Here is a 25,196-nt window from a genome sequence, read left to right as displayed (position 1 = left end):
CCCGGAGACCTCACGGCACTCCGCCCTCCGCCATCCCCGCCTACGCCGCATCCCCCGCCTCCGGCGCCGGCTCGCGCTCCACCAGCTGTGTCCCCTGCTCGTGCGCGGACGACGACGGCTCGGCCGAAGGTTCGGGCGCCGGCGACTCCGTCGGATTCGACGGCTCGGGCGGCTCCGGCGGGGCCGTGGAGGGCCCGGGCGTCGGCTCCTCCTTCGTCGGCCCCGACGCGGGCGGCCGCTCACCGCCGCCGTGGCCCTTCCCGCCTTTCCCGCCTTTCCCGTTCTTCGGCGGCTTCGCCTTCTTGGGCGGCTTGGCGGCCCCGGAGGCCGGCGCCGAAGCGGAGGCCGACCGGGACGCGGAGGGGTCGGCCGAGGCCGACGGGTGCGGCTTTCCCCGCCCGACCTGGTGCCCCGTGCCGCCTCCGCCCGTCACGGCGGCACCCCCGTCCGGCTTCTCGCCGCCGCGCTGTCCGGCGGAGGACGAGGAACTGGGGTCCCGTGCCTCGTCCCCCACGTTCATGCAGCCGGCGACCGCGGCGACGGCCATGACCGTGGCGGCCAGACGAACAGGTACGTACAGAGCGCGCACGGCGGCCACCTCCGTGGGGGGCGGGAAGAGGAGTCCCCCTGCTCAACTCCCGTCGCGCGCAAGAAGACACGCCGGGCGGCGGCCGCACCGCGCCGGAGTGGCCGCTCCGGCCGTGCCCCAGGGCGCGCCGCCGGGAGGTCGCCCTGGCGCCGACCGCACCGGAGATCCGTCACCTGCTCGCCGCCGTGGCGCGAGGAAGGGGCCTCCGCGTCTCCTCCCAAGACGCGACGTCTAACGGACAATGGGCCCTGTGCTGGAGATGACACGCGACAGGTTCGAAGAACTGGTGAGTGAGGCCCTGGACCAGATCCCGCCGGAATTGACGCGGGTCATGGACAACGTGGCTGTGTTCGTGGAGGACGAGCCACCCGCCGATGACCCGGAGCTGCTGGGGCTGTACGAGGGGACCCCACTCACGGAACGCGGCGAGTGGTACGCCGGAGTCCTTCCGGACCGCATCACGATCTACATGGGCCCGACCCTGCGCTACTGCGAGACGGCGGAGGACGTGGTCCACGAAGTGGCCGTGACGGTCGTCCACGAGGTGGCGCACCACTTCGGCATCGAGGACGCTCGGCTCCACGAACTGGGCTGGGGCTGACCTCCCGGCGGCCCGACACCCACTCCACCCGGCCTCCGAGCAAGTTACCAACCCCCGCATATCCCCTCACCCCCCTGGGCATACGGCCCCAATGGCACGCGTCCCCGCCGCAACAGCCACCACCGTGACCGCCATCCGTACGAGACTGCGCCGCATCCGCCAGGCGCTGCCGCAGGCCCCCCGGGCCGCGACCAGCCGGCACCGCTCGCGCGGCCCGCACGCGGCCGCCGAGCCGGTGAGCCGCGGCCGCCGGTGGGCCCGTGCGCTCGGCCTGGTCACCGTCGTGGTGGTCGGCGCCTGGCTCGGCCTGCTGATCGTGGGCAACGTACGGACGCCCGTAGGCCCCATGAACACCACGATGACGCTGCGTCCGTCGCTCACCGGCGGCACGAAGATCAATGTCTCGCCCCTGGGCGCCCTGGAGTTGAGCAGCCACCACGCGCCCGTACGCCTGGACGTGAACGTCGACCAGCTGGACCCGGACCGCGCGCAGGCCCTGGTCGACCACCCCGAGCGGATCTCGGGCCTCCAGGACGAGATCGCGTCGGACGTGCTGCGCGGCACGCTGGACCTGGCCCTGCGGTCGAGCGTCGCCGTCGTCACCGGGGCGACGGCGCTCGGGCTCGCGGTGTACCGCCGCCCCCGCCGCGCCCTGGCCGCCGGCGGCCTCGCCCTCGGGCTGCTCGCCGCGTCCGGGGGCACCGCCGCCGCCACGTGGAACCCGAACTCGGTCCTGGAGCCCAAGTTCTCGGGCCTGCTGTCCTCCGCGCCCTCCCTCGTCGGCAACGCGCGCAGCATCGTCACGGAGTTCGACGTCTACCAGAAGGAACTGGCACGCCTGGTGACGAACGTGACCAAGCTGTACGACGTCACGTCCACCCTCCCCGCGTACCAGCCGGACCCCACCACCATCCGCGTCCTGCACGTCTCCGACATCCACCTCAACCCCGCGAGCTGGAAGATCATCGCCTCGCTGGTGGACCAGTACGAGATCAACGTCATCGTCGACTCCGGCGACACGATGGACCACGGCACCACCGCCGAGAACGCCTTCCTGGACCCGATCGCCGACCTCGGGGCGCCGTACGTCTGGGTGCGCGGCAACCACGACTCCAAGGCGACCCAGCGGTATCTGGAAGGCGTCGAGAACACGCATGTCCTCGACGAGGGGAAAGCGGTCAACGTGGGCGGGCTGCGCTTCGCGGGGATCGGCGACCCGCAGTTCACCCCGGACCGCTCCACGGACAAGTCGGGCCTGCCCTCGGAGGAGACCGCCGGACAGCGGCTGGCGCAGGCGCTGCGCGCCCAGAAGGCGGCCGGCACACCCGTGGACATCGCGATCGCCCACAACCCGGACGCCGCCCGCGAGACGGACGGACAGGTCCCGCTCGTCCTCGCCGGTCACCTCCACCACCCGGAGATGGAGATCCTGGACAAGGGCACACGCCTGCGTTTGGAGGGGTCGACGGGCGGCAGCGGGCTGCGCGCCCTGGAGGGCGACTACCCGGATCCGATCGAGACCTCGGTCCTCTACTTCGACCGCGACACGCACCGCCTCCAGGCCTGGGACGAGATCAAACTCGGCGGCCTGGGACTGACAACGGCCGAGGTCAGCCGCCATCTTCCGAAGGAGAACCAGCCCGGCGTGCCCCAGTCCCCCTCCCCCTCCGAAAGCCCTTCTCCCGGCACGTCACCAGGCACGCCATCCAGCGGAGCGACCACCCGCTCCCCAAGCCGTCCGTAAACCGTTTTGGCGATACCTCCCGCCATCCCATATGCTTCTCACGTCCCCGACGCGCTGATGAAGCGCCCACGGCGGGCCGATAGCCCTCATCGTCTAGCGGCCTAGGACGCCGCCCTTTCAAGGCGGTAGCACGGGTTCGAATCCCGTTGGGGGCACGCAAGAACGTGTGCGACACTGTCGTACGCAACCTTGGTCCTGTGGAGCAGTTTGGAGTGCTCGCCACCCTGTCAAGGTGGAGGCCGCGGGTTCAAATCCCGTCAGGACCGCTCGATGTTTCACGTGAAACATCGTGGCTGGGTAGCTCAGTTGGTACGAGCGTCCGCCTGAAAAGCGGAAGGTCGCCGGTTCGACCCCGGCCCCAGCCACACAGTACGAAGACCCCCTCCGGGTGACCGGAGGGGGTCTTCGTCGCTCATAGCGAGCCATCGCGCTCACCGAGAGCCATGGGGGGTTCTTGAGACGCATCACCAGGGGGATCGTGACGGCCGGTGCCGTTCTGTTCTCCACATTCGCGATACCCGGCACGGCGCACGCCGCCGCGCCGACGGTCAAGGAAGCGACGAGCGACTCGGCCGACTGGTCGATCATCGACGTACGGCTCAACCACGGCAGCGCCCTCGGCGAGGACGTCGAGAAGATCACCGCGACGCTCCGCCCGGTCGGCAGCTCCGAGTCGCAGACCCCGGTGGCCACGGTCACCGAGTTCAAGCAGACCTACTGGGTGAGCAGCTGGGAAGGCGTCTGGTCCTCCCCGCCCGTCCACCTGGACACCCTCGGCGACTACACGATCGACGTCGAGGCCACGACCAGCGGCGGCGAGACCACCGTCCGGAAGGACGCCGGGACGCTGCGGTACCGCAAGCAGCCCGTCATCCAGGACTTCACCGTCACGCCCACCCAGCCGACCATCGACGACAGGACGGTCACGGTCAGCGGGGACATGGTCGTCCGCGACCCGAGCACCCGCGCCACCGAACCGCTGCCCGGCGCCTCCGTGGACCTGAGGATCGGGCAGCGGATCGAGACGACCACCACCTCCGACGAGAAGGGCCACTTCGCCGTCTCCCGGCAGCTGGAGGAAGGCGGCTGGGCCTGGGCCACCTACAAGGGTGACCTGGGCTACGCCACCGTCCCCTGGGTGAGCATCGACCCGAAGGCCGCGCCCACCCGCCTCGTTCTCGATCGGACGAGCTTCCACCCCACCGCCGGCGACAAGATCACCGTCGCCGGGACGCTGGAGTACCAGAGCGGCGTCGAGTGGAAGCCGCTGTCCGGTATCCCGCTGGAGATGGACCACAAGGGCAGCAGCACCTCCAACCCCATCGAGGCGACCACCGACGCGGACGGCCGCTTCAGCTTCGTCGCGAGCCCTTACCAGAAGACCGTCTACGAGGTGGCCTTCCCGCCCTACCCGAAGAACCAGTGGATCCAGCGCACGGCGACCGCCGACGTCAAGGTGTCGGTCACCGCGACGACCAGGTTCCGTGAGTTCACGGCCTCGCTGGACGAGTACGCCGAGCTCAGCGTCTCGGGCATCCTCGGGATCAGCGGGGACGACCACAGCGAGCGGGTCGGTGTGGCCGTCCAGTACTCACCCGACGGCAAGACCGGGTGGACCACCGAGAAGACCGTCAAAACGAGCTTCGACTCCCAGTTCCACACCACCCTCCCGGGGTACACGGACGGCTACTGGCGACTGAAGTACGCCGGCTCCACCACATACGACGTCAAGGGCACCACCAGCAGCGTCCTGCGCAAGAACCGGGCCCTCACCCGGATCAAGAACGCCGACGCCTCGCCCGAGCCGGTCCGCAAGGGCCGGACCATCACCGTCAAGGGCGTCCTCCAGGAGCGCAAGGCGGGCACCTCGACCTGGAAGGCGTACGGCTCCAAGAAGGTCCAGATCCTCTTCCGCCCCAAGGGCAAGAAGACCTGGTACCTGATGACGACCGTCACCTCGAAGTCCAGCGGCGCCTTCAGCAAGGGCTTCAGGGCCCAGCAGGACGGCACGTGGGTGCCCGTGTTCCTGGAGCCCGACAGCAAGCACTTCGTCGGCAGCGGCACAGAGGACTACGTCGACGTGCGGTGAACCCCGTGGCGCATACCGCGGGCGGTAACGCGCATCACAGGCTCACGACGAGGGGCGGACGCAAAAGCGTTCGCCCCTCGTTTCGTCGAGGTGAGATCCTGGACGGCGTATGTCTACGCCACCTGCCCCCGCCCTCGGCGCCCTCGCCCCCCGCCTGGCCGAGCTGTCCCTGCGCGACGCGCACCGGCTCGGGCGCAGGCTCGAAGGCGCACGCAAGATCCGTAAGCCCGAGGCCCGGGCCGCCGTCCTCGCCGAGATCGAGGCCGAGGTCGCCAAGGGCGAGGCCCGCATGGCCGAGCGCGCGGCCCGCGTACCGGCCGTCTCGTACCCCGAACAGCTGCCCGTCAGCCAGAAGAAGGACGAGATCGCGGCCGCCATCCGCGACCACCAGGTGGTCATCGTGGCCGGTGAGACCGGCTCCGGCAAGACGACCCAGATCCCGAAGATCTGCATGGAGCTGGGGCGCGGTGTCCGCGGCATGATCGGGCACACCCAGCCCCGCCGGATCGCCGCCCGCACGGTCGCCGAGCGGGTGGCGGAGGAGCTCAACACCCCGCTGGGCGAGGCCGTCGGCTGGAAGGTCCGCTTCACCGACCAGGTCAACCAGGACTCGACCTTCGTCAAGCTGATGACGGACGGCATCCTGCTCGCCGAGATCCAGACGGACCGCGAGCTGCGCGCCTATGACACGATCATCATCGACGAGGCGCACGAGCGGTCCCTGAACATCGACTTCCTGCTGGGCTACCTCGCCCAGCTGCTGCCGAAGCGCCCGGACCTCAAGGTCGTGATCACCTCCGCGACCATCGACCCCGAGCGCTTCTCCCGCCACTTCGGCGACGCCCCGATCGTCGAGGTCAGTGGCCGCACCTATCCCGTCGAGGTGCGGTACCGGCCGCTCCTCGAAGAGGACTCCGAGGACGCCGACCGCGATCAGATCACCGCGATCACGGACGCCGTCGAGGAGCTGATGGCCGAGGGCAAGGGCGACATCCTCGTCTTCCTCTCCGGTGAGCGGGAGATCCGGGACACGGCGGACGCACTGATCAAGAAGCAGTACCGCTTCACCGAGGTTCTCCCCCTCTACGCCCGGCTCTCGCACGCCGAGCAGCACCGCGTCTTCCAGCCGCACACCGGCCGCAGGATCGTTCTGGCCACCAACGTCGCCGAGACCTCGCTGACCGTCCCCGGGATCAAGTACGTCATCGACCCTGGCTTCGCCCGCATCAGCCGCTACAGCCACCGCACCAAGGTCCAGCGGCTGCCGATCGAGCCGATCTCCCAGGCCAGCGCCAACCAGCGCAAGGGCCGCTGCGGCCGTACGTCCGACGGCATCTGCATCCGCCTGTACACCGAGGACGACTTCAACGCCCGCCCGGAGTTCACGGACGCCGAGATCCTGCGGACGAACCTCGCCTCCGTCATCCTCCAGATGACCGCGGCCGGCCTCGGCGACATCGAGAAGTTCCCCTTCATCGACCCGCCGGACCACCGCAACATCCGCGACGGCGTCCAGCTCCTCCAGGAGCTCGGCGCGCTCGACCCGACGCAGAAGGACGTCCGCAAGCGGCTGACCCCGATGGGCCGCAAGCTTTCCCAGCTGCCCGTCGACCCGCGTCTGGCCCGGATGGTCGTCGAGGCCGACAAGAACGGCTGCGCCCGCGAGGTGATGGTCATCGCCGCCGCGCTGTCCATCCAGGACCCGCGCGAACGCCCCGCCGACAAGCAGGCCCAGGCCGACCAGCACCACGCCCGCTTCAAGGACGAGTCCTCCGACTTCCTCGCCTTCCTCAACCTCTGGCGGTACGTCCGCGAGCAGCAGAAGGAACGCGGCTCGTCGTCGTTCCGCCGGATGTGCAAGCAGGAGTACCTCAACTTCCTGCGCATCCGCGAGTGGCAGGACATCTACAGTCAGCTCCGCACGGTCGCCAAGCAGATGGGCATCCACCTCAACGAGGAGGACGCCCCCGAGCAGCAGGTCCACATCTCGCTGCTCGCCGGCCTGCTGTCCCACATCGGCATGAAGGACATCAAGGACGGCGCCAAGAACGAGTACCTCGGTGCGCGCAGCGCCAAGTTCGCGGTCTTCCCCGGCTCGGCCCTCTTCAAGAAGCCCCCGCGCTTCGTGATGTCGGCCGAGCTGGTGGAGACCTCCCGCCTCTGGGCCCGCGTCAACGCGAGGATCGAGCCCGAGTGGGTCGAGCCGCTCGCCGAGCACCTGCTGAAGCGCACCTACAGCGAACCGCACTGGGAGAAGGACCAGGCGGCCGTGATGGCGTACGAGAAGGTCACGCTGTACGGCGTACCGATCGTCGCCCAGCGGAAGGTGAACTACGGCCGTATCGACCCCGAGGCCAGCCGCGAGCTCTTCATCCGCAACGCGCTGGTCGAGGGCGACTGGCGTACGCACCACAAGTTCTTCGCCGACAACCGCAAGCTCCTCAGCGAGGTCGAGGAACTGGAGCACCGCGCCCGGCGCCGGGACATCGTGGTCGACGACGACACCCTCTTCGACTTCTACGACCAGCGGGTCCCCGAACACGTGGTGTCGGGCGCCCACTTCGACTCCTGGTGGAAGCGAAAGCGCCACGAGCAGCCCGACTACCTGGACTTCGAGCGCGAGATGCTCATCCGGGAGTCGGCGGAGGCCGTCACCAAGGCGGACTACCCGGACTCCTGGCGCCAGGGGCAGCTCAAGTTCCGCGTCACCTACCAGTTCGAGCCGGGCGCGGACGCGGACGGCGTCACCGTCCACATCCCCCTCCAGGTCCTCAACCAGGTCACCGACCAGGGCTTCGACTGGCAGATCCCGGGCCTGCGCGAGGACGTGGTGACGGAACTGATCCGCTCCCTCCCCAAGCCCATCCGTCGTAACTACGTCCCGGCCCCCAACTACGCCAAGCGCTTCCTGGACCAGGCGGTGCCCCTCCAGGAGCCGCTGACCGTCACGCTCGCCCGCGAACTCAAGCGCATGGTGGGCGTACCGGTGACGGCGGACGACTTCGACTGGTCACGTGTCCCGGAGCATCTGAAGATCACCTTCCGTATCGTCGACGAGCGGCGCCGGAAGCTGGCCGAGGACAAGGACCTGGAGTCCCTGCGGCTCCGGATGAAGCCGAAGGCCCGCAAGGCGCTCTCCCAGGCCGCCGCGGCGACCGCCGAACGCCAGGGCGGCGAGTCCCTGGAGCGCACGGGCCTGACGGACTGGACGATCGGCTCCCTCACCCGCGTCTTCGAGACCCGCCGCGCCGGCCAGCCCGTGAAGGCCTACCCGGCACTCGTGGACGACGGCGACACCGTCTCCGTACGCCTCTTCGACACGGAGGCGGAACAGTCGGAAGCGATGTGGAAGGGCACTCGCAGGCTCATCCTGCGAAACATTCCGGTCAACCCTGCGAAGTTCGCGAGCGAAAAGCTGACCAACGCACAGAAGCTCGCGCTGTCGGCGAACCCGCACGGTTCGATCCAAGCCCTGTTCGACGACTGCGCGATGGCCGCAGCCGACAGACTCATCGCCGACTTCGGAGGGCCGGCCTGGGACGAGGAGTCGTACCGCAAGCTCTACGACAAGGTCCGCGCGGAGATCGTCGACACCACCGTCCGCACGGTGGGCCAGGTCCAGCAGGTCCTCGCCGCCTGGCAGGCCTGTGAGCGCCGTCTGAAGGCCACGCGGAGCCCCGCACTGCTGCCCAACCTCGCGGACGTACGCGGGCAGCTGGACGCCCTGGTGAAACCGGGCTTCGTCACGGAGACGGGTCTGCGCCGCCTCCCCGATCTGATGCGCTATCTGGTGGCCGCGGACCGCCGGCTCCAGCAGATGCCGACGAGCGTCCAGCGGGACACCTCCCGCATGGAGAAGGTCCACGAGATGCGGGACGAGTACGCCTGGCTGCTGGAACAGCTCCCCCAGGGGCGGCCCGTCCCGTCCTCGGTCCTGGACATCCGCTGGATGATCGAGGAACTCCGCGTCAGCTACTTCGCGCACGCCCTGGGCACGGCGTATCCCGTCTCCGACAAGCGCATCGTGAAAGCGATCGACGCGGCGGTGCCCTAGCTGTCATGCTGTGACGAGCACTGCACGTTGGGTGAGTTCGACCAGTGGGCTCCCCCTCCTGTACAGTCTCTTCTCGCAGGCCAGCGCACACACGCTGACTGCGAAACCTGGTCCTGTGGAGCAGTTTGGAGTGCTCGCCACCCTGTCAAGGTGGAGGCCGCGGGTTCAAATCCCGTCAGGACCGCACGATCTGCCGAAGAGGCCCGCATCCGCCGAGGATGCGGGCCTATTTGCTGCGCCCGCCGCGGCAGGGTGGGGGCCCGGGGGTTTGTTGGCGGGTGCGGGTGGGCGGGGGGTTGTGCGCGTAGTTCCCCGCGCCCCTGAAGGAAACGGGCCTGCGGCCCGCCCTTCAGCCTGAAAGCACAGGGCGCAGCCCCGGTCGCTCTTCAGGGGCGCGGGGAACCGCGCGAGAAACCACAACGCACCCGCACCCGCACCCGGACCCGGACCCGGACCCGCCAACGAACCGCGCACTCCCGACCCACTGGGCACCCGGACCTCAGCGGACGCGCCGGGGCTTGACGGAGTCACATTCCGTCGGTACCTCGGAAACAGGGCCCCAAGACCCCGGAGGTGGCGTATGGCGGCGTCCGCACGGCACGAGACCCGCGCTCTGCTCCGCGCCCATCTGTCGGCCGCCTCCTCCTACCGCCACTCCACCCGCCGCTGTCCCGTCTGCCACCGGCTGCTGCGCCTGACGACGGACGCCCTGACGCCGGACATCCTGGCGACGGACGCCCCGACGGCCGGCGAGGACCGCGCCGAGGGCCCCCTGGAGGACGAGAGCCCTTCCACGGCGTGACGATGGCGTGAGGACCGTCCGGCGGGGAACACATTCCGCAGGGCGGCGGGCCCGCCTCAACTCCCGCCCCCTCTACCGCACATGACTCACGGGTAACAAGCGCCCGGGCATGTGACGGGTGTCACTGTATAAGTTTTCGGAACATGCGTTCTTACCGGTCTCCTACAACTGGTCAATTTAATATGTGCAATTGCACCAGTCTCCGGAGGCCCACACAGGAGATCCGACAGCCCTCCCCAGAGTCCGACAGGCCCGCGCACAGACGGCCACGTGCGCGCACAAGTCGGCGCGCCGGACAGGGGGGAGACCGGACCCGGGGGCCCGGCCGTCCGGCCGGGCACACAAAAAAGATCGCGCTGGACCCGGCGGAGTCCAGCGCGATCTGACGACGCACCCTTGTTGCTTGCCTGGCGAAACCCAGAACAGATGGAAAGCTCTGGAAAGCTGTGTGTGGCTCGGGCGTGGGACCTGTTGGGGCAGAACCCGCGTCGCTTGGCGCTGTGTGAGCGGTTGAGCTGCGCTTTCAGGCGGCTCGGCCGATTGGGGGACCAGCCGAAATGCCCTGTTCTGCGGCGGTTCAGGCCTCGCTGCGCTGCTGCGGAATACCCGCGAGCAGTGCGCGGACCTCAGCCTCGCGGTAACGGCGGTGTCCGCCGAGCGTACGGATGGACGTGAGCTTGCCGGCCTTCGCCCACCGCGTGACCGTCTTCGGGTCCACACGGAACATGGTGGCGACCTCAGCCGGGGTCAGCAGCGGCTCGGCATCAGGGGTGCGAGCGGTCATGAGCGGCCTCCTCGGGAGAACCGAACCTTCTCGGTTCTTTCCTCTAAATTCTGCACCTTGACCCGCGTTGCCCGAAATGGCGGACGCGAGTCGAGTCGGTTATAGGACGAACGGCTTGTCCTCGGCACTACAACTACACCATCTGTCCAGCCGCGTCGGCCAAACCGATGGAATTGCCCTCCCAGGTGTTCATCAGCGACGGATGCCGATGGACCATGCCATAGCGGACAGTCACGCCACTGTGACGATCAGTCACAGTGGCGCGCAGGAGTCACGAGACCCCCCAATAGCGTGCAATGCTGAGATTCCACCCAAAGGCGGGCAGAAGGAGCCTCCCCCGGACTCCTTGTCCTATTTTGGCATGAGGAGGTGCGTAAGAGGCAAGGCCCGCGTAAGTGCAATCCGTCACGCTTGGCGCCTGCAAGTTACAAAAGCCCGGATCGGGGACCTACGTCCCACGATGACACCCGAACGGAGCTTCGGTGCGTCAAGCCTGGGCCAAGGGTGGACAGTTCACCATGCTTCGGCCGTCGTGGAAAGCCTTTTCCCGTCGGCCCCACAAGTCACAGGTACGGCTGGGACGTTGATCCGGTTCAAGCGGTTCGGCCCGGTACGGCTCACCGAACGGCGGTTCAGTTGGCCGAGCGCCGGTCCCGCACCGCCCGCCACCGCTCGACCAGCCGCCCGTACGCCTCACCTGCGGCCAGGCCGTCCCCGTTGCGCAGGGCCTCGATGCCCTCGGCGACATCCGCCGCGGAGTGGTCGCCGTCCAGCTCCTCCGCCGGCAGGACGTGCACGAGCCCGCCGTAGTCCAGCTCCACGAGCGAGCGCGGGTGGAACTCCTCCAGCCAGCGGCCCACGTCGATCAGGCCGTCGATCAGCGGCCCCTCGTCGAGGGTCTCCCGCAGCGCCCTGAGTCCCCGCGCCACCCGCCGACGGGCCTGCACCATGGGCGTGCGATAGCGAAGCACGGGTGAGTTCTCGGCCGAACCCTTCTCATAGGTCCGCTCCTCGTCCGAGACGAGGACGAACCAGTTCAGCGGCACATGCCAGGTCGAGGTGCGGATCCACGGACGGGCGTCGGGGTTGCGGGCCATCCAGCGCTCGTAGTCCTGGCCGGCCTGCCGGCGCACCAGCGGCGGCAGCGCCGCGTCCAACAGCGGCGCGGGCAGCTCCTCGGCGAGATCACCCAGCGCCTGCCAGCCGCGCAGCCGGGTGCGCCAGGGGCAGACGCAGACCACCCCGTCCACCTCCAGCACGAAGGCGTCGCCGCTCTCGTGCACCGGAACCGGGATCGGCGGGGTGGGCAGCAGATCGGCCAGCGAACGCCGCAGCTCGTCCTGGTAGGAGGGGCGGTCGGCGCGGCGCGCGTACCGGGTCCAGTGGGTGCGCTCGGGCTCCGGGAAAGCGGCCAGCGGCTCGTACACGCGGAGGTAGGACGCGTACGGGACGATCACCGAGGACACCTTGGGCACGCCTGCTCCCTCCCCCGCGGACCACCGGGGAAACCTGCGGAACCCGCACATCAGCAGGTCGGAAAACTGTGCGGTTCACACCACGGCGGTACTCCAGGAGTGGGTGATCCTGAAGCTCCGCCGCTCCAGGGCGGCCGGAGGCTCTAATCTCATGCTCACAGGCCCCGCCACCCGTACGGGAAGCCTGTCACCAACCGCCGCTTCTTACCCAGGAGTCACCACAGTGACCGAAGTATCTGACGGCGTCCTGCACACCCTGTTCCACTCGGACCAGGGCGGTCACGAGCAAGTCGTGCTCTGCCAGGACCAGGCCAGCGGCCTCAAGGCCGTCATCGCCATCCACTCCACCGCACTGGGTCCCGCCCTCGGCGGCACCCGCTTCTACCCCTACGCCACCGAGGCCGAGGCCGTCGCCGACGCCCTGAACCTCGCGCGCGGGATGTCCTACAAGAACGCCATGGCCGGGCTCGACCACGGCGGCGGCAAGGCCGTGATCATCGGTGACCCCGACCGGATCAAGAGCGAGGAGCTGCTGCTGGCCTACGGGCGGTTCGTGGCCTCGCTCGGCGGCCGGTACGTCACCGCGTGCGATGTCGGCACCTATGTCGCCGACATGGACGTCGTGGCCCGCGAATGCCGCTGGACCACGGGCCGCTCCCCCGAGAACGGCGGCGCCGGCGACTCCTCCGTCCTCACCGCCTTCGGGGTCTACCAGGGGATGCGGGCCTCCGCCCAGCACCTGTGGGGCGACCCCACGCTGCGCGACCGCAGAGTCGGCATCGCGGGTGTCGGCAAGGTCGGCCACCACCTCGTGGAGCACCTGCGGGCCGAGGGCGCCGAAGTGATCATCACAGATGTGCGCGAGGACGCCGTGCGCCGGATCCTCGACCGCCACCCGGAGGGGGTCACAGCCGTCGCGGACACCGAGGAGCTGATCCGCGTGGAGGGGCTCGACATCTACGCCCCCTGCGCGCTCGGCGGAGCGCTCGACGACGACTCCGTGCCCGTGCTCACCGCCAAGGTGGTGTGCGGCGCGGCCAACAACCAGCTCGCCCACCCCGGCGTGGAGAAGGACATCGCGGACCGCGGGATCCTCTACGCGCCGGACTACGTGGTGAACGCCGGCGGCGTCATCCAGGTCGCCGACGAACTCCACGGGTTCGACTTCGAGCGGTGCAAGGCGAAGGCCGCGAAGATCTTCGACACCACGCTGGCAATATTCGCACGTGCGAAGACGGATGGTATTCCGCCAGCCGCCGCGGCCGACAGGATCGCCGAGCAGCGGATGCAGGAGGCGGCCGCAGCGCGCGGACGCTGACGTTCCGCGGGTACGCCCGCGCGAGGGTCGCACGACAGGGCCCGGTACCCGCCGACGGCTTTAGAGACAACTCTCACTTCCGTCGGCGGGTCGTCCGCCAAGAAACGGTTAAAATCGCGGTTGACCAGCGAGGACAGGGCTCCTCGCGGGTTCTGGGTACAGGCACGTCCTGCGGGCGACGTACCGTATGGGCGCGGGCTCAGGTACCGTGGAAGCCCTACGGACCGGTCTCTCCACGGAGAGCCCGTTCCAGATCATGAACGCGTGTCAAGACTCTGGGGCCGTCGAGCCCCGTCACCGAGGGGGTCGAGCCATGGGGCGCGGCCGGGCCAAGGCCAAGCAGACGAAGGTCGCCCGCCAGCTGAAGTACAACAGCGGTGGGACTGACCTGTCGCGTCTGGCCAGCGAGCTGGGCGCATCGACTTCGAGCCAGCCTCCGAACGGCGAACCGTTCGAGGACGACGAGGACGACGACGACCCGTACGCGCGGTATGCGGAGTTGTACAACTCCGACGATGACGAGGATGAGGACGACGAGTCCGGTCCTGCGTCCCATCGCCGCGGGGCTTGACCGTCCAGCTGCGCTTCACCCGGTCCGAGCGGATTCGCCGGACCGGGTTTTGTGCGGTTGCGCTCCGCTTGAGGGGTCGTGCGCCTTGTAGCTCGGGGGTCACTGTTCGTAGGCGACTGCGGGTTGGTTGTGCTGGGCGCGCAGTTGCCCGCGCCCCTTTTGGCGGCTTCGCCGCCGTCGGGGGCGCGGTCGGCGTCAGCCTCGGGCGTAGTCGTTCACCAGTTCCGCGCCCGTCGTGTGGGCGCCTCGGTCGGTGATCTCGCCGGCCAGCCATGCCTCGACGCCTCGGTCCGCCAGGGTGTTCAGGGCCACGTCCGCCGACTCCTGGGGGACGATGGCGATCATGCCCACGCCCATGTTCAGGGTCTTCTCCAGCTCCAGGCGTTCCACCTGACCGGTTTTGCCGACGAGGTCGAAGACGGGAGCCGGGGTCCAGGTGGAGCGGTCCACCGTGGCGTGGAGGTGGTCGGGGATGACGCGGGCCAGGTTGGCCGCGAGACCGCCGCCCGTGACATGGCTGAAGGCGTGGACCTCGGTGGTGCGGGTCAGGGCCAGGCAGTCCAGCGAGTAGATCTTGGTGGGCTCCAGGAGCTCCTCGCCGAGGGTGCGGTCGAACTCGGCGATCCGGGCGTCCAGGGAGAGCCCTGCCTGGTTCAGCAGGACGTGCCGGACGAGCGAGTACCCGTTCGAGTGAAGGCCGGAGGACGCCATGGCGATCACCGCGTCACCCTTACGGATGCGATCCAGGCCGAGCAGGTGCTCCGCCTCGACCACGCCCGTACCGGCGCCGGCGACGTCGAAGTCGTCCGGACCGAGGAGGCCCGGGTGCTCGGCCGTCTCGCCGCCGACGAGGGCGCAGCCGGCGAGGACACAGCCCTCGGCGATGCCCTTGACGATGGCGGCGACCCGCTCGGGGTGGACCTTGCCGACACAGATGTAGTCGGTCATGAACAGGGGTTCGGCGCCGCAGACCACGATGTCGTCCATCACCATCGCGACCAGGTCGTGGCCGATGGTGTCGTAGACGCCCAGCTGGCGGGCGATGTCCACCTTGGTGCCGACGCCGTCCGTGGCGGAGGCGAGCAGGGGGCGCTCGTAGCGCTTGAGGGCGGAGGCGTCGAAGAGGCCGGCGAAGCCGCCGAGGCCACCGAGGACCTCGGGGCGCTGCGTCTTCTTGACCCACTCCTTCATGAGCTCGACGGCGCGGTCGCCCGCCTCGATGTCGACGCCCGCGGCTGCGTAGCTGGCGCCGCCCTCGGCGATGGGGGTCTCAGACATGGCTGATGAGAACCTTCGTGTCGTACTGCGGGTGAGCGGACTACGGGCGACGGATCGCGTCGGCCGCGGCCGTGGCGGCGGGCCCGGCGGCCAGCTCGGTCTCCAGGAGCTGCTTGCCGAGGAGCTCGGGGTCCGGCAGCTCCATCGGGTACTCGCCGTCGAAGCAGGCACGGCAGAGGTTCGGCTTGGCGATGGTGGTCGCCTCGATCATGCCGTCGATGGAGATGTACGCCAGGGAGTCGGCGCCCAGCGAGGTGCCGATCTCGTCGATCGTCATGCCGTTGGCGATGAGCTCGGCGCGGGTGGCGAAGTCGATACCGAAGAAGCAGGGCCACTTCACGGGCGGCGAGGAGATCCGGATGTGGACCTCGGCCGCCCCGGCCTCGCGGAGCATCCGGACCAGCGCGCGCTGGGTGTTGCCGCGGACGATCGAGTCGTCCACGACCACCAGGCGCTTGCCCTTGATGACTTCCTTCAGCGGGTTCAGCTTCAACCGGATGCCGAGCTGGCGGATCGTCTGCGAAGGCTGGATGAACGTACGACCGACGTACGCGTTCTTCACCAGACCCGCACCGAACGGGATGCCCGAGGCCTCCGCGTAACCGATGGCGGCCGGGGTGCCGGACTCCGGGGTCGCTATGACCAGATCCGCCTCGACGGGGGCTTCCTTGGCCAGCTTTCGGCCCATCTCCACCCGGGAGAGGTACACGTTCCGGCCGGCGATGTCGGTGTCCGGGCGGGCCAGGTACACATACTCGAAGACACAGCCCTTGGGCTTCGCTTCCGCGAAGCGAGAGGTGCGCAGGCCGTTCTCGTCGATGGCGACGAACTCGCCCGGCTCGATCTCACGGACGAAGCTGGCGCCCGTGATGTCGAGGGCCGCGGTCTCGGAGGCGACGACCCAGCCGCGCTCCAGACGGCCGAGGACCAGCGGGCGGATGCCCTGCGGGTCACGCGCGGCGTAGAGGGTGTGCTCGTCCATGAAGACGAGGGAGAAGGCGCCACGGACCTGCGGGAGGATCGCGTGGGCGGCCTCCTCGATGGTCAGCGGCTTGCCCTCCTCGTCGACCTGGGCCGCCAGCAGCGCGGTGAGCAGATCGGTGTCGTTGGTGGCCGCGACACGCGGCGTACGGCCCTCCTGCTTGGGCAGGTCGGCGACCATCTCGGCGAGCTGGGCCGTGTTGACCAGGTTGCCGTTGTGGCCGAGGGCGATGGAGCCGTGCGCGGTGGCACGGAATGTGGGCTGGGCGTTCTCCCAGACGGAGGCGCCGGTGGTCGAGTAGCGGGCGTGACCGACCGCGATGTGACCCTGGAGGGAACCGAGCGAGGTCTCGTCGAAGACCTGGGAAACGAGGCCCATGTCCTTGAAGACGAGGATCTGGGAGCCGTTGCTGACCGCGATACCCGCGGATTCCTGGCCCCGATGCTGGAGGGCGTAGAGCCCGAAGTACGTGAGCTTGGCGACCTCTTCGCCCGGGGCCCAGACACCGAAGACGCCACACGCGTCCTGGGGGCCTTTCTCGCCGGGGAGAAGGTCGTGGTTGAGTCGTCCGTCACCACGTGGCACGCAACCGAGTGTAGGCGAGATCGCGCACCGGTCCGAATCCGCTGATCTCGCCCACCGCCGTGGCCGACTGCGCGCCGCCGCATGTCACTTGTCGGCCACCGCGCCGACACCCAGGTCGTTTTCGCTGGTCAGCGTGATGCTGCGGTGATCGATCCGATATTCCACCGTGCCCTTGAAGAGCCCGAGGAGGGTCCGCTCGGCGGCCATGAGTGAGTCGGAGCACATCTTGCGGGTGGTGCGCGGGTGGCCGAGGGTGATCTCGCCCTCGCTCACCGTCGCCTTGGCGGAGACCTCGTTGCAGCCGAGGCTGCCGCTGAGGGTGCCCTTCTTCTCGTCGAAGGTGAACCATGCCTTGCCGACGGCCTCTTCGGGGAGGGACTGGGCGACGTCGTGGTCCATGAGCGAGTCGACGCGCCACTTGGTGCCGTACAGCTCGGCGGGCTTTTCCTCGCTGAGCCGGACGGTGTCGCCGTCGGCCGTGGTGAGGGTCAGTTCGCCGTCGGTGGTCCTGGCCTTGAACGTCCCGGCGTCCAGGGTGCGGGAGAAGCTCTTCTCGAACTTCATCGAGGCGTCGCCGCAGGCCATCTCGGTGGACCGGGCGATCTCGAAGTCGATGGAGTCGTCCTTGAAGGCGGCGGTGGAGCCGAAGGTGTTGCAGCCGTAGTTGCCGTTGACCTCGCCGTTGTCGTCGATCTTCAGATAGGCGCCGTCGGGGGCCTTCGCGGTCTTCCCGTCCACGGTGAGGCTGTCGACGGTCCAGCGGACCCCGGTGACCGACGCCTTGGCGCCCGGTCCCACGGTGTCGCTGCCGGCACCGGTACCGGACTCGGTGCCGCAGGCCGCGAGGAGCGGGAACAGGGTCAGGGCCGCGAGGGGCAGGGCGGTGCGGGTCAGTCGCTGCTTGTCCATGCCGGTGGGACGGGTGGGGTGCGTGGGCGGTTCCACCCGGTTCGGCGCGGGCGGCTCAGCTCAGGAGGGGGAGCAGCGCGCTCAGGTCGGCCCGTTCGCCGCTGGCACTGACCTTGGACTCGTCCACGGCGGTGGCCCAGTCGAGGCGACCGGTGGCCAGGCGGACCCAGGTCAGCGGGTCGGTCTCGACGACGTTCGGCGGGGTGCCGCGGGTGTGCCTGGGCCCCTCCACGCACTGCACGACGGCGTACGGCGGGATCCGCACCTCCGTCGCGCCGCCGGGGGCCCGGACGGCGAGGGTGTCGGCGAGCAGCCGGACGCAGGTGGCCAGGGCGTGGCGGTCGTACGGGAGGTCGAGGCCGGGGACGGCGGCGTTCAGGTCGTCGGTGTGGACGACGAGTTCGACGGTGCGGGTGACCAGGTGGTCGCCGAGCGTCATGGCGCCGGCGCGGGTGTCGACGATCCGGTCGTGCGGGGTGGCGGCGAGCCGCTCGCTGATCCGGCGCTCGGTCTCGGCGTAGAGGGCACCGAGGTCGGGGGTGGCCTCGGCCAGGGCGTGGCTGCCTTCCGCGATGGCGTCGGCGAACGGGGCGGTGGCCGCGCCGTAGTCGAGCGGCCCGAACTCCGCCTTCGCCGGTTCGGGCCGGTCCAGGGCGCGGCTCACGCTCTCCACGGTCATGGTGATGTGCGCGGCCAGGTCCCGTACGGTCCACTCCCCGAGCCGGGTCGGCAGCGCGAGTTGCTCGGGGGCGAGGCCGCTCACAGCCTCGCGTACGGTCGCGAACTGGGCCAGCACGGCCCTGCGGGTCTTGGCGGGGTCGTAGGCGCGGGGGCGTTTCCTGGCCGGGGGCATGGTCGCGAGCCTATGCGGAGGGGAGGTCGGAGGGGGTGGGGAACGTGATGTCCTCGCAGTCCCGGCGGGCGGTGATCTGGTCGACGCAGGCCCGGAAGAGGGCCCGGAGGCGGGGCCGGCGGCTGCCCCGGTCGGGGAACCTCACCGGCTTCCGTGCGCCGTCAGGTGCTCCCACCGCTTCCCGGTACCGACGTCCCGCACCTGGTTCCCCGTGAATCCCAGGTACTCCGACGCCAGCAGCGGCCTCTGACAGCCCAGTACGAAGGCCCCGCCCGGACAACCGGGCGGGGCCGAAGTGCCGTACGCGGCGGGGCCTACGCCAGCAGTGCCGGGATGGTGCCCTCGTGGGCGGTGCGCAGCTCCTCCAGGGTGAGGGTGAACTCGCCCTGGATGTCCACGCAGTCGCCGTCGACGACGCCGATGCGGGTGGCGGGCAGGCCGCGGGCGCCGCACATGTCGTTGAAGCGGACCTCCTCCGAGCGGGGGACGGCCACGACGGCGCGGCCGGCCGACTCCGAGAGGAGGAAGGTGAAGGCGTCCAGACCGTCGGGGACGATCAGGCGGGCGCCCTTGCCGCCCAGCAGGGCCGACTCCACGACCGCCTGGATGAGGCCGCCGTCGGAGAGGTCGTGCGCGGAGTCGATCATCCCGTCGCGGGAGGCGGAGATCAGGATCTCGGCCAGCAGGCGCTCACGCTCCAGGTCGACCTGCGGGGGCAGACCGCCGAGGTGGTCGTGGACGACCTGGGACCAGGCCGAACCGCCGAACTCCTCACGGGTGTCGCCGAGGAGGTAGAGCAGCTGCCCCTCCTCCTGGAAGGCGACCGGCGTGCGGCGGGCCACGTCGTCGATGACGCCGAGGACGGCCACGACCGGGGTCGGGTGGATGGCGACCTCGCCCGTCTGGTTGTAGAGCGAGACGTTGCCGCCCGTCACCGGGGTGCCCAGCTGCTGGCAGGCGTCCGCGAGACCACGGACGGCCTCCGCGAACTGCCACATCACCGCCGGGTCCTCGGGCGAGCCGAAGTTCAGGCAGTCGGAGACGGCGAGCGGCTTGGCACCGGTGGTGGCGACATTGCGGTACGCCTCCGCCAGGGCCAGCTGGGCGCCGTGGTACGGGTCCAGCTTGGCGTAGCGGCCGTTGCCGTCGGTCGCGATGGCGACACCGAGGCCGCTCTCCTCGTCGACCCGGATCATCCCGGAGTCCTCGGGCTGAGCGAGGACCGTGTTGCCCTGCACGAAGTGGTCGTACTGGGAGGTGATCCAGGACTTGGACGCCTGGTTCGGGGAGGCGACCAGCTTGAGGACCTGCTCGCGCAGCTCCTCGCTGGTCTCCGGCCGGGGCAGCTTGTTCGCGTCGTCCGCCTGGAGCGCGTCCTGCCAGTCCGGGCGGGCGTAGGGGCGCTCGTAGACCGGGCCGTCGTGCGCGACCGTGCGGGGGTCGACGTCGACGATCTTGCCGCCGTGCCAGAAGATCTCCAGGCGGTCGCCGTCGGTCACCTCACCGATGACGGTGGCGATGACATCCCACTTGTCGCAGATCTCCAGGAAGCGGTCGACCTTGTCGGGCTCGACGACCGCGCACATCCTTTCCTGGGACTCGCTCATCAGGATCTCCTCGGGGGAGAGCGTCGAGTCGCGCAGGGGGACGTCGTCGAGGGTGACGCGCATGCCGCCGGAGCCGTTCGACGCCAGCTCGCTCGTCGCGCAGGACAGGCCCGCCGCGCCGAGGTCCTGGATGCCGACGACCAGCTTCTCCTTGAACGCCTCCAGGGTGCACTCGATGAGGAGCTTCTCCTGGAAGGGGTCGCCGACCTGGACGGCGGGGCGCTTGGAGGGCTTGGCGTCGTCGAAGGTCTCGGAGGCCAGGATGGAGGCGCCGCCGATGCCGTCGCCGCCCGTGCGGGCCCCGTAGAGGATGACCTTGTTGCCGGCGCCGGAGGCCTTCGCGAGGTGGATGTCCTCGTGTCGCATGACGCCGATGGCACCGGCGTTGACCAGCGGGTTGCCCTGGTAGCAGGCGTCGAAGACGACCTCGCCGCCGATGTTCGGCAGGCCCAGGCAGTTGCCGTAGCCGCCGATGCCGGCGACGACGCCGGGCAGGACGCGCTTGGTGTCCGGGTGGTCCGCGGCGCCGAAGCGCAGGGGGTCCACGACGGCGACCGGTCGGGCGCCCATCGCGATGATGTCGCGCACGATGCCGCCGACACCCGTGGCCGCGCCCTGGTAGGGCTCGACGTAGGAGGGGTGGTTGTGCGACTCGACCTTGAAGGTGACCGCGTAGCCCTGGCCGACGTCCACGACGCCGGCGTTCTCACCGATGCCGACGAGCAGGGCGTCCGACTGGGGCGCCTTCTCGCCGAACTGGCGCAGGTGCACCTTCGACGACTTGTACGAGCAGTGCTCGGACCACATGACGGAGTACATGGCCAGCTCCGCGCCGGTGGGGCGGCGGCCGAGGATCTCGACGACCCTCTCGTACTCGTCCTTCTTCAGGCCCAGTTCGGCCCAGGGCAGCTCGACGTCGGGGGTCGCGGCCGCGTGCTCGACCGTGTCCAGAGGCGTCCGGCTCATGCGTTGACCAGCTTCTTGAGGATCGAGGTGAAGAAGGGGAGGCCGTCGGTGCGGCCGGTGCCGATGAGCGGCTCCACGGCGTGCTCCGGGTGCGGCATCAGGCCCACGACGTTGCCGGCCTCGTTGGTGACGCCGGCGATGTCCCGCTGGGAGCCGTTGGGGTTGAAGTCGAGGTAGCGGAACGCGACCCGGCCCTCGGCCTCCAGCTTGTCGAGGGTGTACTCGTCGGCGACGTACTGCCCGTCGTTGTTCTTCAGCGGGATGTGGATCTCCTGGCCGGCCGTGTAGTCGGTGGTCCAGGCGGTGTCCGCGTTCTCCACCCGCAGCTTCTGGTCGCGGCAGATGAAGTGCAGGTGGTCGTTGCGCAGCATCGTGCCGGGCAGGAGGTGGGCCTCGGTGAGGATCTGGAAGCCGTTGCAGATGCCGAGGACCGGCAGCCCGGCCTTCGCCTGCTCGATGAGCGTCTCCATCACGGGCGAGAAGCGCGCGATGGCTCCGGCGCGCAGATAGTCGCCGTAGGAGAAACCGCCGCACAGCACCACGGCGTCGACCTGGTGGAGGTCCTTGTCCTTGTGCCACAGGGCGACGGGCTCGGCGCCCGCCAGCCGGATCGCGCGCTGGGTGTCCCGGTCGTCGAGGCTGCCGGGAAAAGTGACGACGCCAATACGTGCGGTCACTTTCCTGCCTCCACGACTTCCTCCACCTTCACGGTGAAGTCTTCGATCACGGTGTTGGCGAGGAAGGATTCCGCCAGTTCGTGGATGCGGGCGAGGGCGGCGTCGTCCACCGGTCCGTCCACTTCCAGTTCGAATCGCTTTCCCTGACGTACGTCGGAGACGCCCTCGAAACCGAGGCGCGGCAGCGCGCGCTGCACCGCCTGGCCCTGGGGGTCGAGGATCTCCGGCTTGAGCATGACGTCGACTACGACGCGTGCCACTGGCACTCCCGGTGTGTGGTGCTGAGCAGGTTCCTTCAGACTACCCGCACAAAATTTCTACGCGAGTAGATTCGTAGGAATCTACAGACATTCCAGGTGATGGCGGTCACGATCCGGTATCGGGTGATCCTCTTCGCGAAAACTTCAGGGAAAGATCCCCCGACCCTATTGCGCGACGGACACGCCAGCGGATTAAGTCTGTCTTCACATTGCATTGCCGGGCCCTGTACAAATGAATTGGCAATAGCCGATACTTTGCCCAAATAACAGCCGGACAGACGACATCACCGGGACGTAAGGGCACGTCAACGGAGAGATGTCGCACGAAGGGACCGATATTCGTGGCGCAGCGTGTCGTGGTCACTCTCTCCGACGACATCGACGGCTCGGAAGCGGCGGAGACGATCGCCTTCGGACTCGACGGCAAGTCGTACGAGATCGACCTCAACGAAGCCAACGCCGAGAAACTGCGTAAGGCGCTCGCGCCCTACGTCGAGGCCGGCCGGAAGCGGTCGAAGTCGGGCAAGGCATACAAGCAGACCCAGGTGGCCCCGGACCCCGCGGCCGTCCGCGCCTGGGCCATGGCCAACAAGCTGGAGGTCCCGGCCCGCGGCCGGATCCCCAAGAAGGTCTACGAGGCGTTCGCCGACGCCCAGTGACTCACGCCGGGTACTGCTGTGGCTGCTGAGCCACATCGGGTGAGTCGTGTCGCGGCCGGCCCTCAGTGTCCGTCAGCGGACCCCGGGGGCGGCCGACTTGGGCCCCGGCGACAACCGACTTGCGCTGCACCCCTGCGGATCAGCTAGAGTCTGGAGCACGCCGAGGGGCAAGGCCGAAAGGCCCGGCTCACCGGAGTCACGCGGGTGTAGTTCAGTAGCAGAACATCCCCCTTCCAGGGGGAAGGCGCAGTGTGCAATTCCTGTCACCCGCTCTGATCGCTTACCGAGCATCCTTCCGGATCAGGTAATGTGGTCTGTGCGCCGATCGGTGGGAGCCGGTCGGAGGCAATGCGGACGTAGCTCAGTTGGTAGAGCGCAACCTTGCCAAGGTTGAGGTCGCGAGTTCGAGCCTCGTCGTCCGCTCTTGCAATCAAGACCCCGGTCCACTGGACCGGGGTCTTCTGCGTTCTCCGGTCCGCATTCCTGGATCTTCCCCTGACATTTGTCATGCCGACCGATGACAGCGCGCACTGCTCCGCGGCCCCCGTCGCCGGGACGCTGGAGGCATGGAAACGAACGGGCACGAGGACGTGATCGAGGTCACCGACCTGCGGCGCGTGTACGGGGGCGGTTTCGAGGCCGTACGGGGGATCACGTTCTCCGTGGGCCGGGGCGAACTCTTCGCACTTCTGGGCACCAACGGCGCGGGCAAGACCTCCACGGTCGAGCTGCTGGAGGGCCTCGCCCCGCCGTCCGGCGGACGCGTACGGGTGCTCGGCCACGACCCGTACACCGAACGCGCGGCCGTACGGCCCCGGATCGGCGTCATGCTCCAGGAAGGCGGCTTCCCCTCCGAGCTGACCGTCACGGAGACGGTCAGGATGTGGGCGGGCTGCACCAGCGGCGCGCGGCCCGTCGGGGAGGCCTTGGAGATCGTCGGACTCGGGCGCCGGGCCGGTGTCCGGGTCAAGCAGCTGTCCGGCGGCGAGAAGCGGCGCCTGGACCTCGCCCTCGCGCTCCTCGGTCGCCCCGAGGTGCTCTTCCTCGACGAGCCGACCACCGGCCTCGACGCCGAGGGCCGCCAGGACACCTGGGCGCTCGTCCGCGACCTGCGCGAGCAGGGCACGACCGTGCTCCTCACCACGCACTACCTGGAAGAGGCGGAAGGGCTCGCCGACCGGCTCGCCATCCTCCACGAGGGAAGCGTCGCCGCGACCGGCACCCCGGCCGAGGTGACCGCCTCCCAGCCGTCCCGGATCTCCTTCGAACTGCCCGACGGCTACTTCCTCGGCGACCTGCCGCCCCTCGGCGAGCTGGGCGTCACCGGGCACGACGTCGAAGGACGCGCGGTGGTGCTGCGCACGAACGAGCTTCAGCGGGCGGCCACCGGGGTGCTGGTCTGGGCCGAGCGGGCCCGGGTCGAGCTCCGGCGGCTCGAAGTGCGGTCGGCCTCGCTGGAGGAGGCGTTCCTGCGGATCGCGCGGGAGACGGCGGCCCGTACCGGTACGGGGGCCGGTACGGGGGCCGGTACGGGGGCCGGTACGGACGAGAAGGCACTGACGGGTACGAAGGGCCGCAAGGACGGGGTGAGCGCATGAGCACCATGACCGACAGCGGCGGCCGTACGACCCGGAGGGGCCGGATGACCGCGCTGGCCCGCGCCGAGCTGACCCTGCTCGGGCGCAGCCGGGCCACGCTGGTCACCGCGGTACTGGTGCCTCTGCTGCTGCCGCTCAGTGTGCGGTCGGCGACCGACGGGATGGACCTGGACAAGGCCGGGCTCAGCGTCGGCACGGTCATGGTGCCCGCCGCCGTCGGCTTCTCCCTGCTGTTCGCGGTCTACGCCGCCCTCACCAACATCTACGTCGTCCGCCGCGAGGAGCTGGTGCTGAAGCGGCTGCGGACCGGGGAGGTCCGGGACCCGGAGATCCTCGTCGGGGCCGCCCTGCCGGCCGTCGGCATCGGGTTCGCGCAGTGCGTGCTCCTGGCGATCGGCTGCACGGTCCTGCTGGACCTCGGGGCGCCGCCCGCGCCGCACCTCGCCGTGCTGGGCGTGCTGTTGGGGATCGTGCTCTGCGTGGCGCTGGCCGCGGTGACGGCGAGCTTCAGCCGTACCGCCGAGAGCGCGCAGGTGACCAGCCTGCCGGTGATGTTCGTCTCGCTGCTCGGCTCCGGGGTCGCCGTCCCGCTCGAAGTGCTGCCCGACCGGGTGGCGTCCGTCTGCGAGCTGCTGCCGCTCTCCCCGGTCATCACACTGGTGCGCGGCGGCTGGACCGGCGACGTCACCGCGTACGAGGCGCTGGGGGCCGTCGCCACCGCGCTGGCCTGGACCGTGCTCGCGGTGTTTGCTGTACGACGGTGGTTCCGCTGGGAACCGCGCCGATGAGGGGAGT

Annotated in this window: 21 protein-coding genes and 6 tRNA genes; 16 read left to right on the top strand and 11 right to left on the bottom strand. The window is 69.5% G+C overall.

Going from position 1 to position 25,196, the window contains the following annotated elements; translation table 11 throughout:
- Positions 1-40: 40 nt before the first annotated feature.
- Complete coding sequence (locus ACZ43N_RS34795) at positions 41-589, bottom strand: hypothetical protein (protein ID WP_468103032.1); 549 nt, start codon at positions 587-589, stop codon at positions 41-43.
- A gap of 250 nt (positions 590-839) precedes the next feature.
- Here ACZ43N_RS34795 and ACZ43N_RS34790 point away from each other — a divergent pair, with 250 nt between their 5' ends.
- The 9 genes from ACZ43N_RS34790 (at position 840) to ACZ43N_RS34750 (ending at position 9,879) form a co-directional block, all read left to right on the top strand.
- A complete protein-coding gene (locus ACZ43N_RS34790) occupies positions 840-1,190 on the top strand; it encodes a metallopeptidase family protein (RefSeq protein ID WP_468103031.1) in 351 nt (116 codons plus the stop codon).
- A 91-nt stretch (positions 1,191-1,281) separates the two neighbouring features.
- Positions 1,282-2,934, top strand: a complete 1,653-nt coding sequence (locus ACZ43N_RS34785; protein ID WP_468103030.1) for a metallophosphoesterase family protein — start codon at positions 1,282-1,284, stop codon at positions 2,932-2,934.
- Between the two features lie 82 nt (positions 2,935-3,016).
- Positions 3,017-3,089: transfer RNA gene (locus tag ACZ43N_RS34780), tRNA-Glu, on the top strand.
- Positions 3,090-3,125: 36 nt separating this feature from the next.
- Positions 3,126-3,200: transfer RNA gene (locus ACZ43N_RS34775), tRNA-Asp, on the top strand.
- A gap of 25 nt (positions 3,201-3,225) precedes the next feature.
- A tRNA-Phe gene (locus ACZ43N_RS34770) sits at positions 3,226-3,299 on the top strand.
- A gap of 89 nt (positions 3,300-3,388) precedes the next feature.
- Positions 3,389-5,023 (top strand): hypothetical protein, encoded by a 1,635-nt coding sequence (locus tag ACZ43N_RS34765; protein WP_468103029.1) that lies wholly within the window; start codon positions 3,389-3,391, stop codon positions 5,021-5,023.
- A 109-nt stretch (positions 5,024-5,132) separates the two neighbouring features.
- Entirely contained in the window at positions 5,133-9,077 is a 3,945-nt protein-coding gene (hrpA, locus tag ACZ43N_RS34760) for an ATP-dependent RNA helicase HrpA (RefSeq protein WP_468103028.1), read from the top strand.
- 109 nt (positions 9,078-9,186) lie between these two features.
- Positions 9,187-9,261: transfer RNA gene (locus tag ACZ43N_RS34755), tRNA-Asp, on the top strand.
- 396 nt (positions 9,262-9,657) lie between these two features.
- Positions 9,658-9,879, top strand: coding sequence for a DUF6274 family protein (locus tag ACZ43N_RS34750; RefSeq protein ID WP_468103027.1), 222 nt, complete (start codon positions 9,658-9,660; stop codon positions 9,877-9,879).
- 577 nt (positions 9,880-10,456) lie between these two features.
- Here ACZ43N_RS34750 and bldC read toward each other — a convergent pair.
- Both bldC and ACZ43N_RS34740 read right to left on the bottom strand, forming a co-directional pair.
- Positions 10,457-10,663 carry a developmental transcriptional regulator BldC gene (bldC, locus tag ACZ43N_RS34745; protein ID WP_003949541.1) on the bottom strand — a complete coding sequence of 69 codons (207 nt, stop codon included), beginning with the start codon at positions 10,661-10,663 and terminating at the stop codon, positions 10,457-10,459.
- Between the two features lie 632 nt (positions 10,664-11,295).
- A complete protein-coding gene (locus tag ACZ43N_RS34740; RefSeq protein WP_468103026.1) occupies positions 11,296-12,138 on the bottom strand; it encodes a DUF8083 family protein in 843 nt (280 codons plus the stop codon).
- 223 nt (positions 12,139-12,361) lie between these two features.
- On the opposite strand from ACZ43N_RS34740, the gene ACZ43N_RS34735 reads away from it, so the two are divergent.
- The gene (locus ACZ43N_RS34735) at positions 12,362-13,456 is read left to right on the top strand and encodes a Leu/Phe/Val dehydrogenase (protein ID WP_468103025.1); all 1,095 of its coding nucleotides are present in this window, start codon (positions 12,362-12,364) and stop codon (positions 13,454-13,456) included.
- Between the two features lie 313 nt (positions 13,457-13,769).
- The gene (locus tag ACZ43N_RS34730) at positions 13,770-14,027 is read left to right on the top strand and encodes a DUF3073 domain-containing protein (protein ID WP_055536678.1); all 258 of its coding nucleotides are present in this window, start codon (positions 13,770-13,772) and stop codon (positions 14,025-14,027) included.
- Between the two features lie 195 nt (positions 14,028-14,222).
- Here the strand turns inward: ACZ43N_RS34730 and purM are convergent, their stop codons facing one another.
- The 8 genes from purM to purS all read right to left on the bottom strand — a co-directional run bounded on the left by purM (position 14,223) and on the right by purS (position 22,144).
- Positions 14,223-15,305, bottom strand: a complete 1,083-nt coding sequence (purM, locus tag ACZ43N_RS34725) for a phosphoribosylformylglycinamidine cyclo-ligase (RefSeq protein ID WP_468103024.1) — start codon at positions 15,303-15,305, stop codon at positions 14,223-14,225.
- A gap of 40 nt (positions 15,306-15,345) precedes the next feature.
- Positions 15,346-16,872, bottom strand: coding sequence for an amidophosphoribosyltransferase (gene purF, locus ACZ43N_RS34720; protein WP_468103023.1), 1,527 nt, complete (start codon positions 16,870-16,872; stop codon positions 15,346-15,348).
- 84 nt (positions 16,873-16,956) lie between these two features.
- A complete protein-coding gene (locus ACZ43N_RS34715; protein WP_468103022.1) occupies positions 16,957-17,781 on the bottom strand; it encodes an META domain-containing protein in 825 nt (274 codons plus the stop codon).
- A gap of 55 nt (positions 17,782-17,836) precedes the next feature.
- Positions 17,837-18,634 (bottom strand): maleylpyruvate isomerase family mycothiol-dependent enzyme, encoded by a 798-nt coding sequence (locus ACZ43N_RS34710; RefSeq protein WP_468103021.1) that lies wholly within the window; start codon positions 18,632-18,634, stop codon positions 17,837-17,839.
- 10 nt (positions 18,635-18,644) lie between these two features.
- Positions 18,645-18,809 carry a hypothetical protein gene (locus tag ACZ43N_RS34705; RefSeq protein WP_468103020.1) on the bottom strand — a complete coding sequence of 55 codons (165 nt, stop codon included), beginning with the start codon at positions 18,807-18,809 and terminating at the stop codon, positions 18,645-18,647.
- Between the two features lie 139 nt (positions 18,810-18,948).
- A complete protein-coding gene (gene purL / locus ACZ43N_RS34700) occupies positions 18,949-21,207 on the bottom strand; it encodes a phosphoribosylformylglycinamidine synthase subunit PurL (protein ID WP_468103019.1) in 2,259 nt (752 codons plus the stop codon).
- A complete protein-coding gene (gene purQ, locus ACZ43N_RS34695; protein WP_468103018.1) occupies positions 21,204-21,884 on the bottom strand; it encodes a phosphoribosylformylglycinamidine synthase subunit PurQ in 681 nt (226 codons plus the stop codon). Before purQ ends, purL begins: the two co-directional genes overlap by 4 nt.
- Positions 21,881-22,144, bottom strand: a complete 264-nt coding sequence (gene purS / locus ACZ43N_RS34690) for a phosphoribosylformylglycinamidine synthase subunit PurS (RefSeq protein ID WP_055514060.1) — start codon at positions 22,142-22,144, stop codon at positions 21,881-21,883. Before purS ends, purQ begins: the two co-directional genes overlap by 4 nt.
- A gap of 341 nt (positions 22,145-22,485) precedes the next feature.
- On the opposite strand from purS, the gene ACZ43N_RS34685 reads away from it, so the two are divergent.
- The 5 genes from ACZ43N_RS34685 to ACZ43N_RS34665 all read left to right on the top strand — a co-directional run bounded on the left by ACZ43N_RS34685 (position 22,486) and on the right by ACZ43N_RS34665 (position 25,189).
- Entirely contained in the window at positions 22,486-22,803 is a 318-nt protein-coding gene (locus ACZ43N_RS34685; protein WP_468074071.1) for a histone-like nucleoid-structuring protein Lsr2, read from the top strand.
- Positions 22,804-23,003: 200 nt separating this feature from the next.
- Positions 23,004-23,075, top strand: a tRNA-Gly gene (locus ACZ43N_RS34680).
- A gap of 78 nt (positions 23,076-23,153) precedes the next feature.
- A tRNA-Gly gene (locus tag ACZ43N_RS34675) sits at positions 23,154-23,226 on the top strand.
- A 143-nt stretch (positions 23,227-23,369) separates the two neighbouring features.
- Complete coding sequence (locus ACZ43N_RS34670; RefSeq protein ID WP_468103017.1) at positions 23,370-24,401, top strand: ABC transporter ATP-binding protein; 1,032 nt, start codon at positions 23,370-23,372, stop codon at positions 24,399-24,401.
- A complete protein-coding gene (locus tag ACZ43N_RS34665; protein WP_468103016.1) occupies positions 24,398-25,189 on the top strand; it encodes an ABC transporter permease in 792 nt (263 codons plus the stop codon). Before ACZ43N_RS34670 ends, ACZ43N_RS34665 begins: the two co-directional genes overlap by 4 nt.
- The last annotated feature ends 7 nt before the right edge of the window (positions 25,190-25,196 follow it).

This window comes from Streptomyces sp. NPDC030814, from assembly GCF_055572155.1.
Note: the sequence above shows the minus strand (reverse complement) of the source record. Positions and strands in the feature narration are given on the sequence as shown.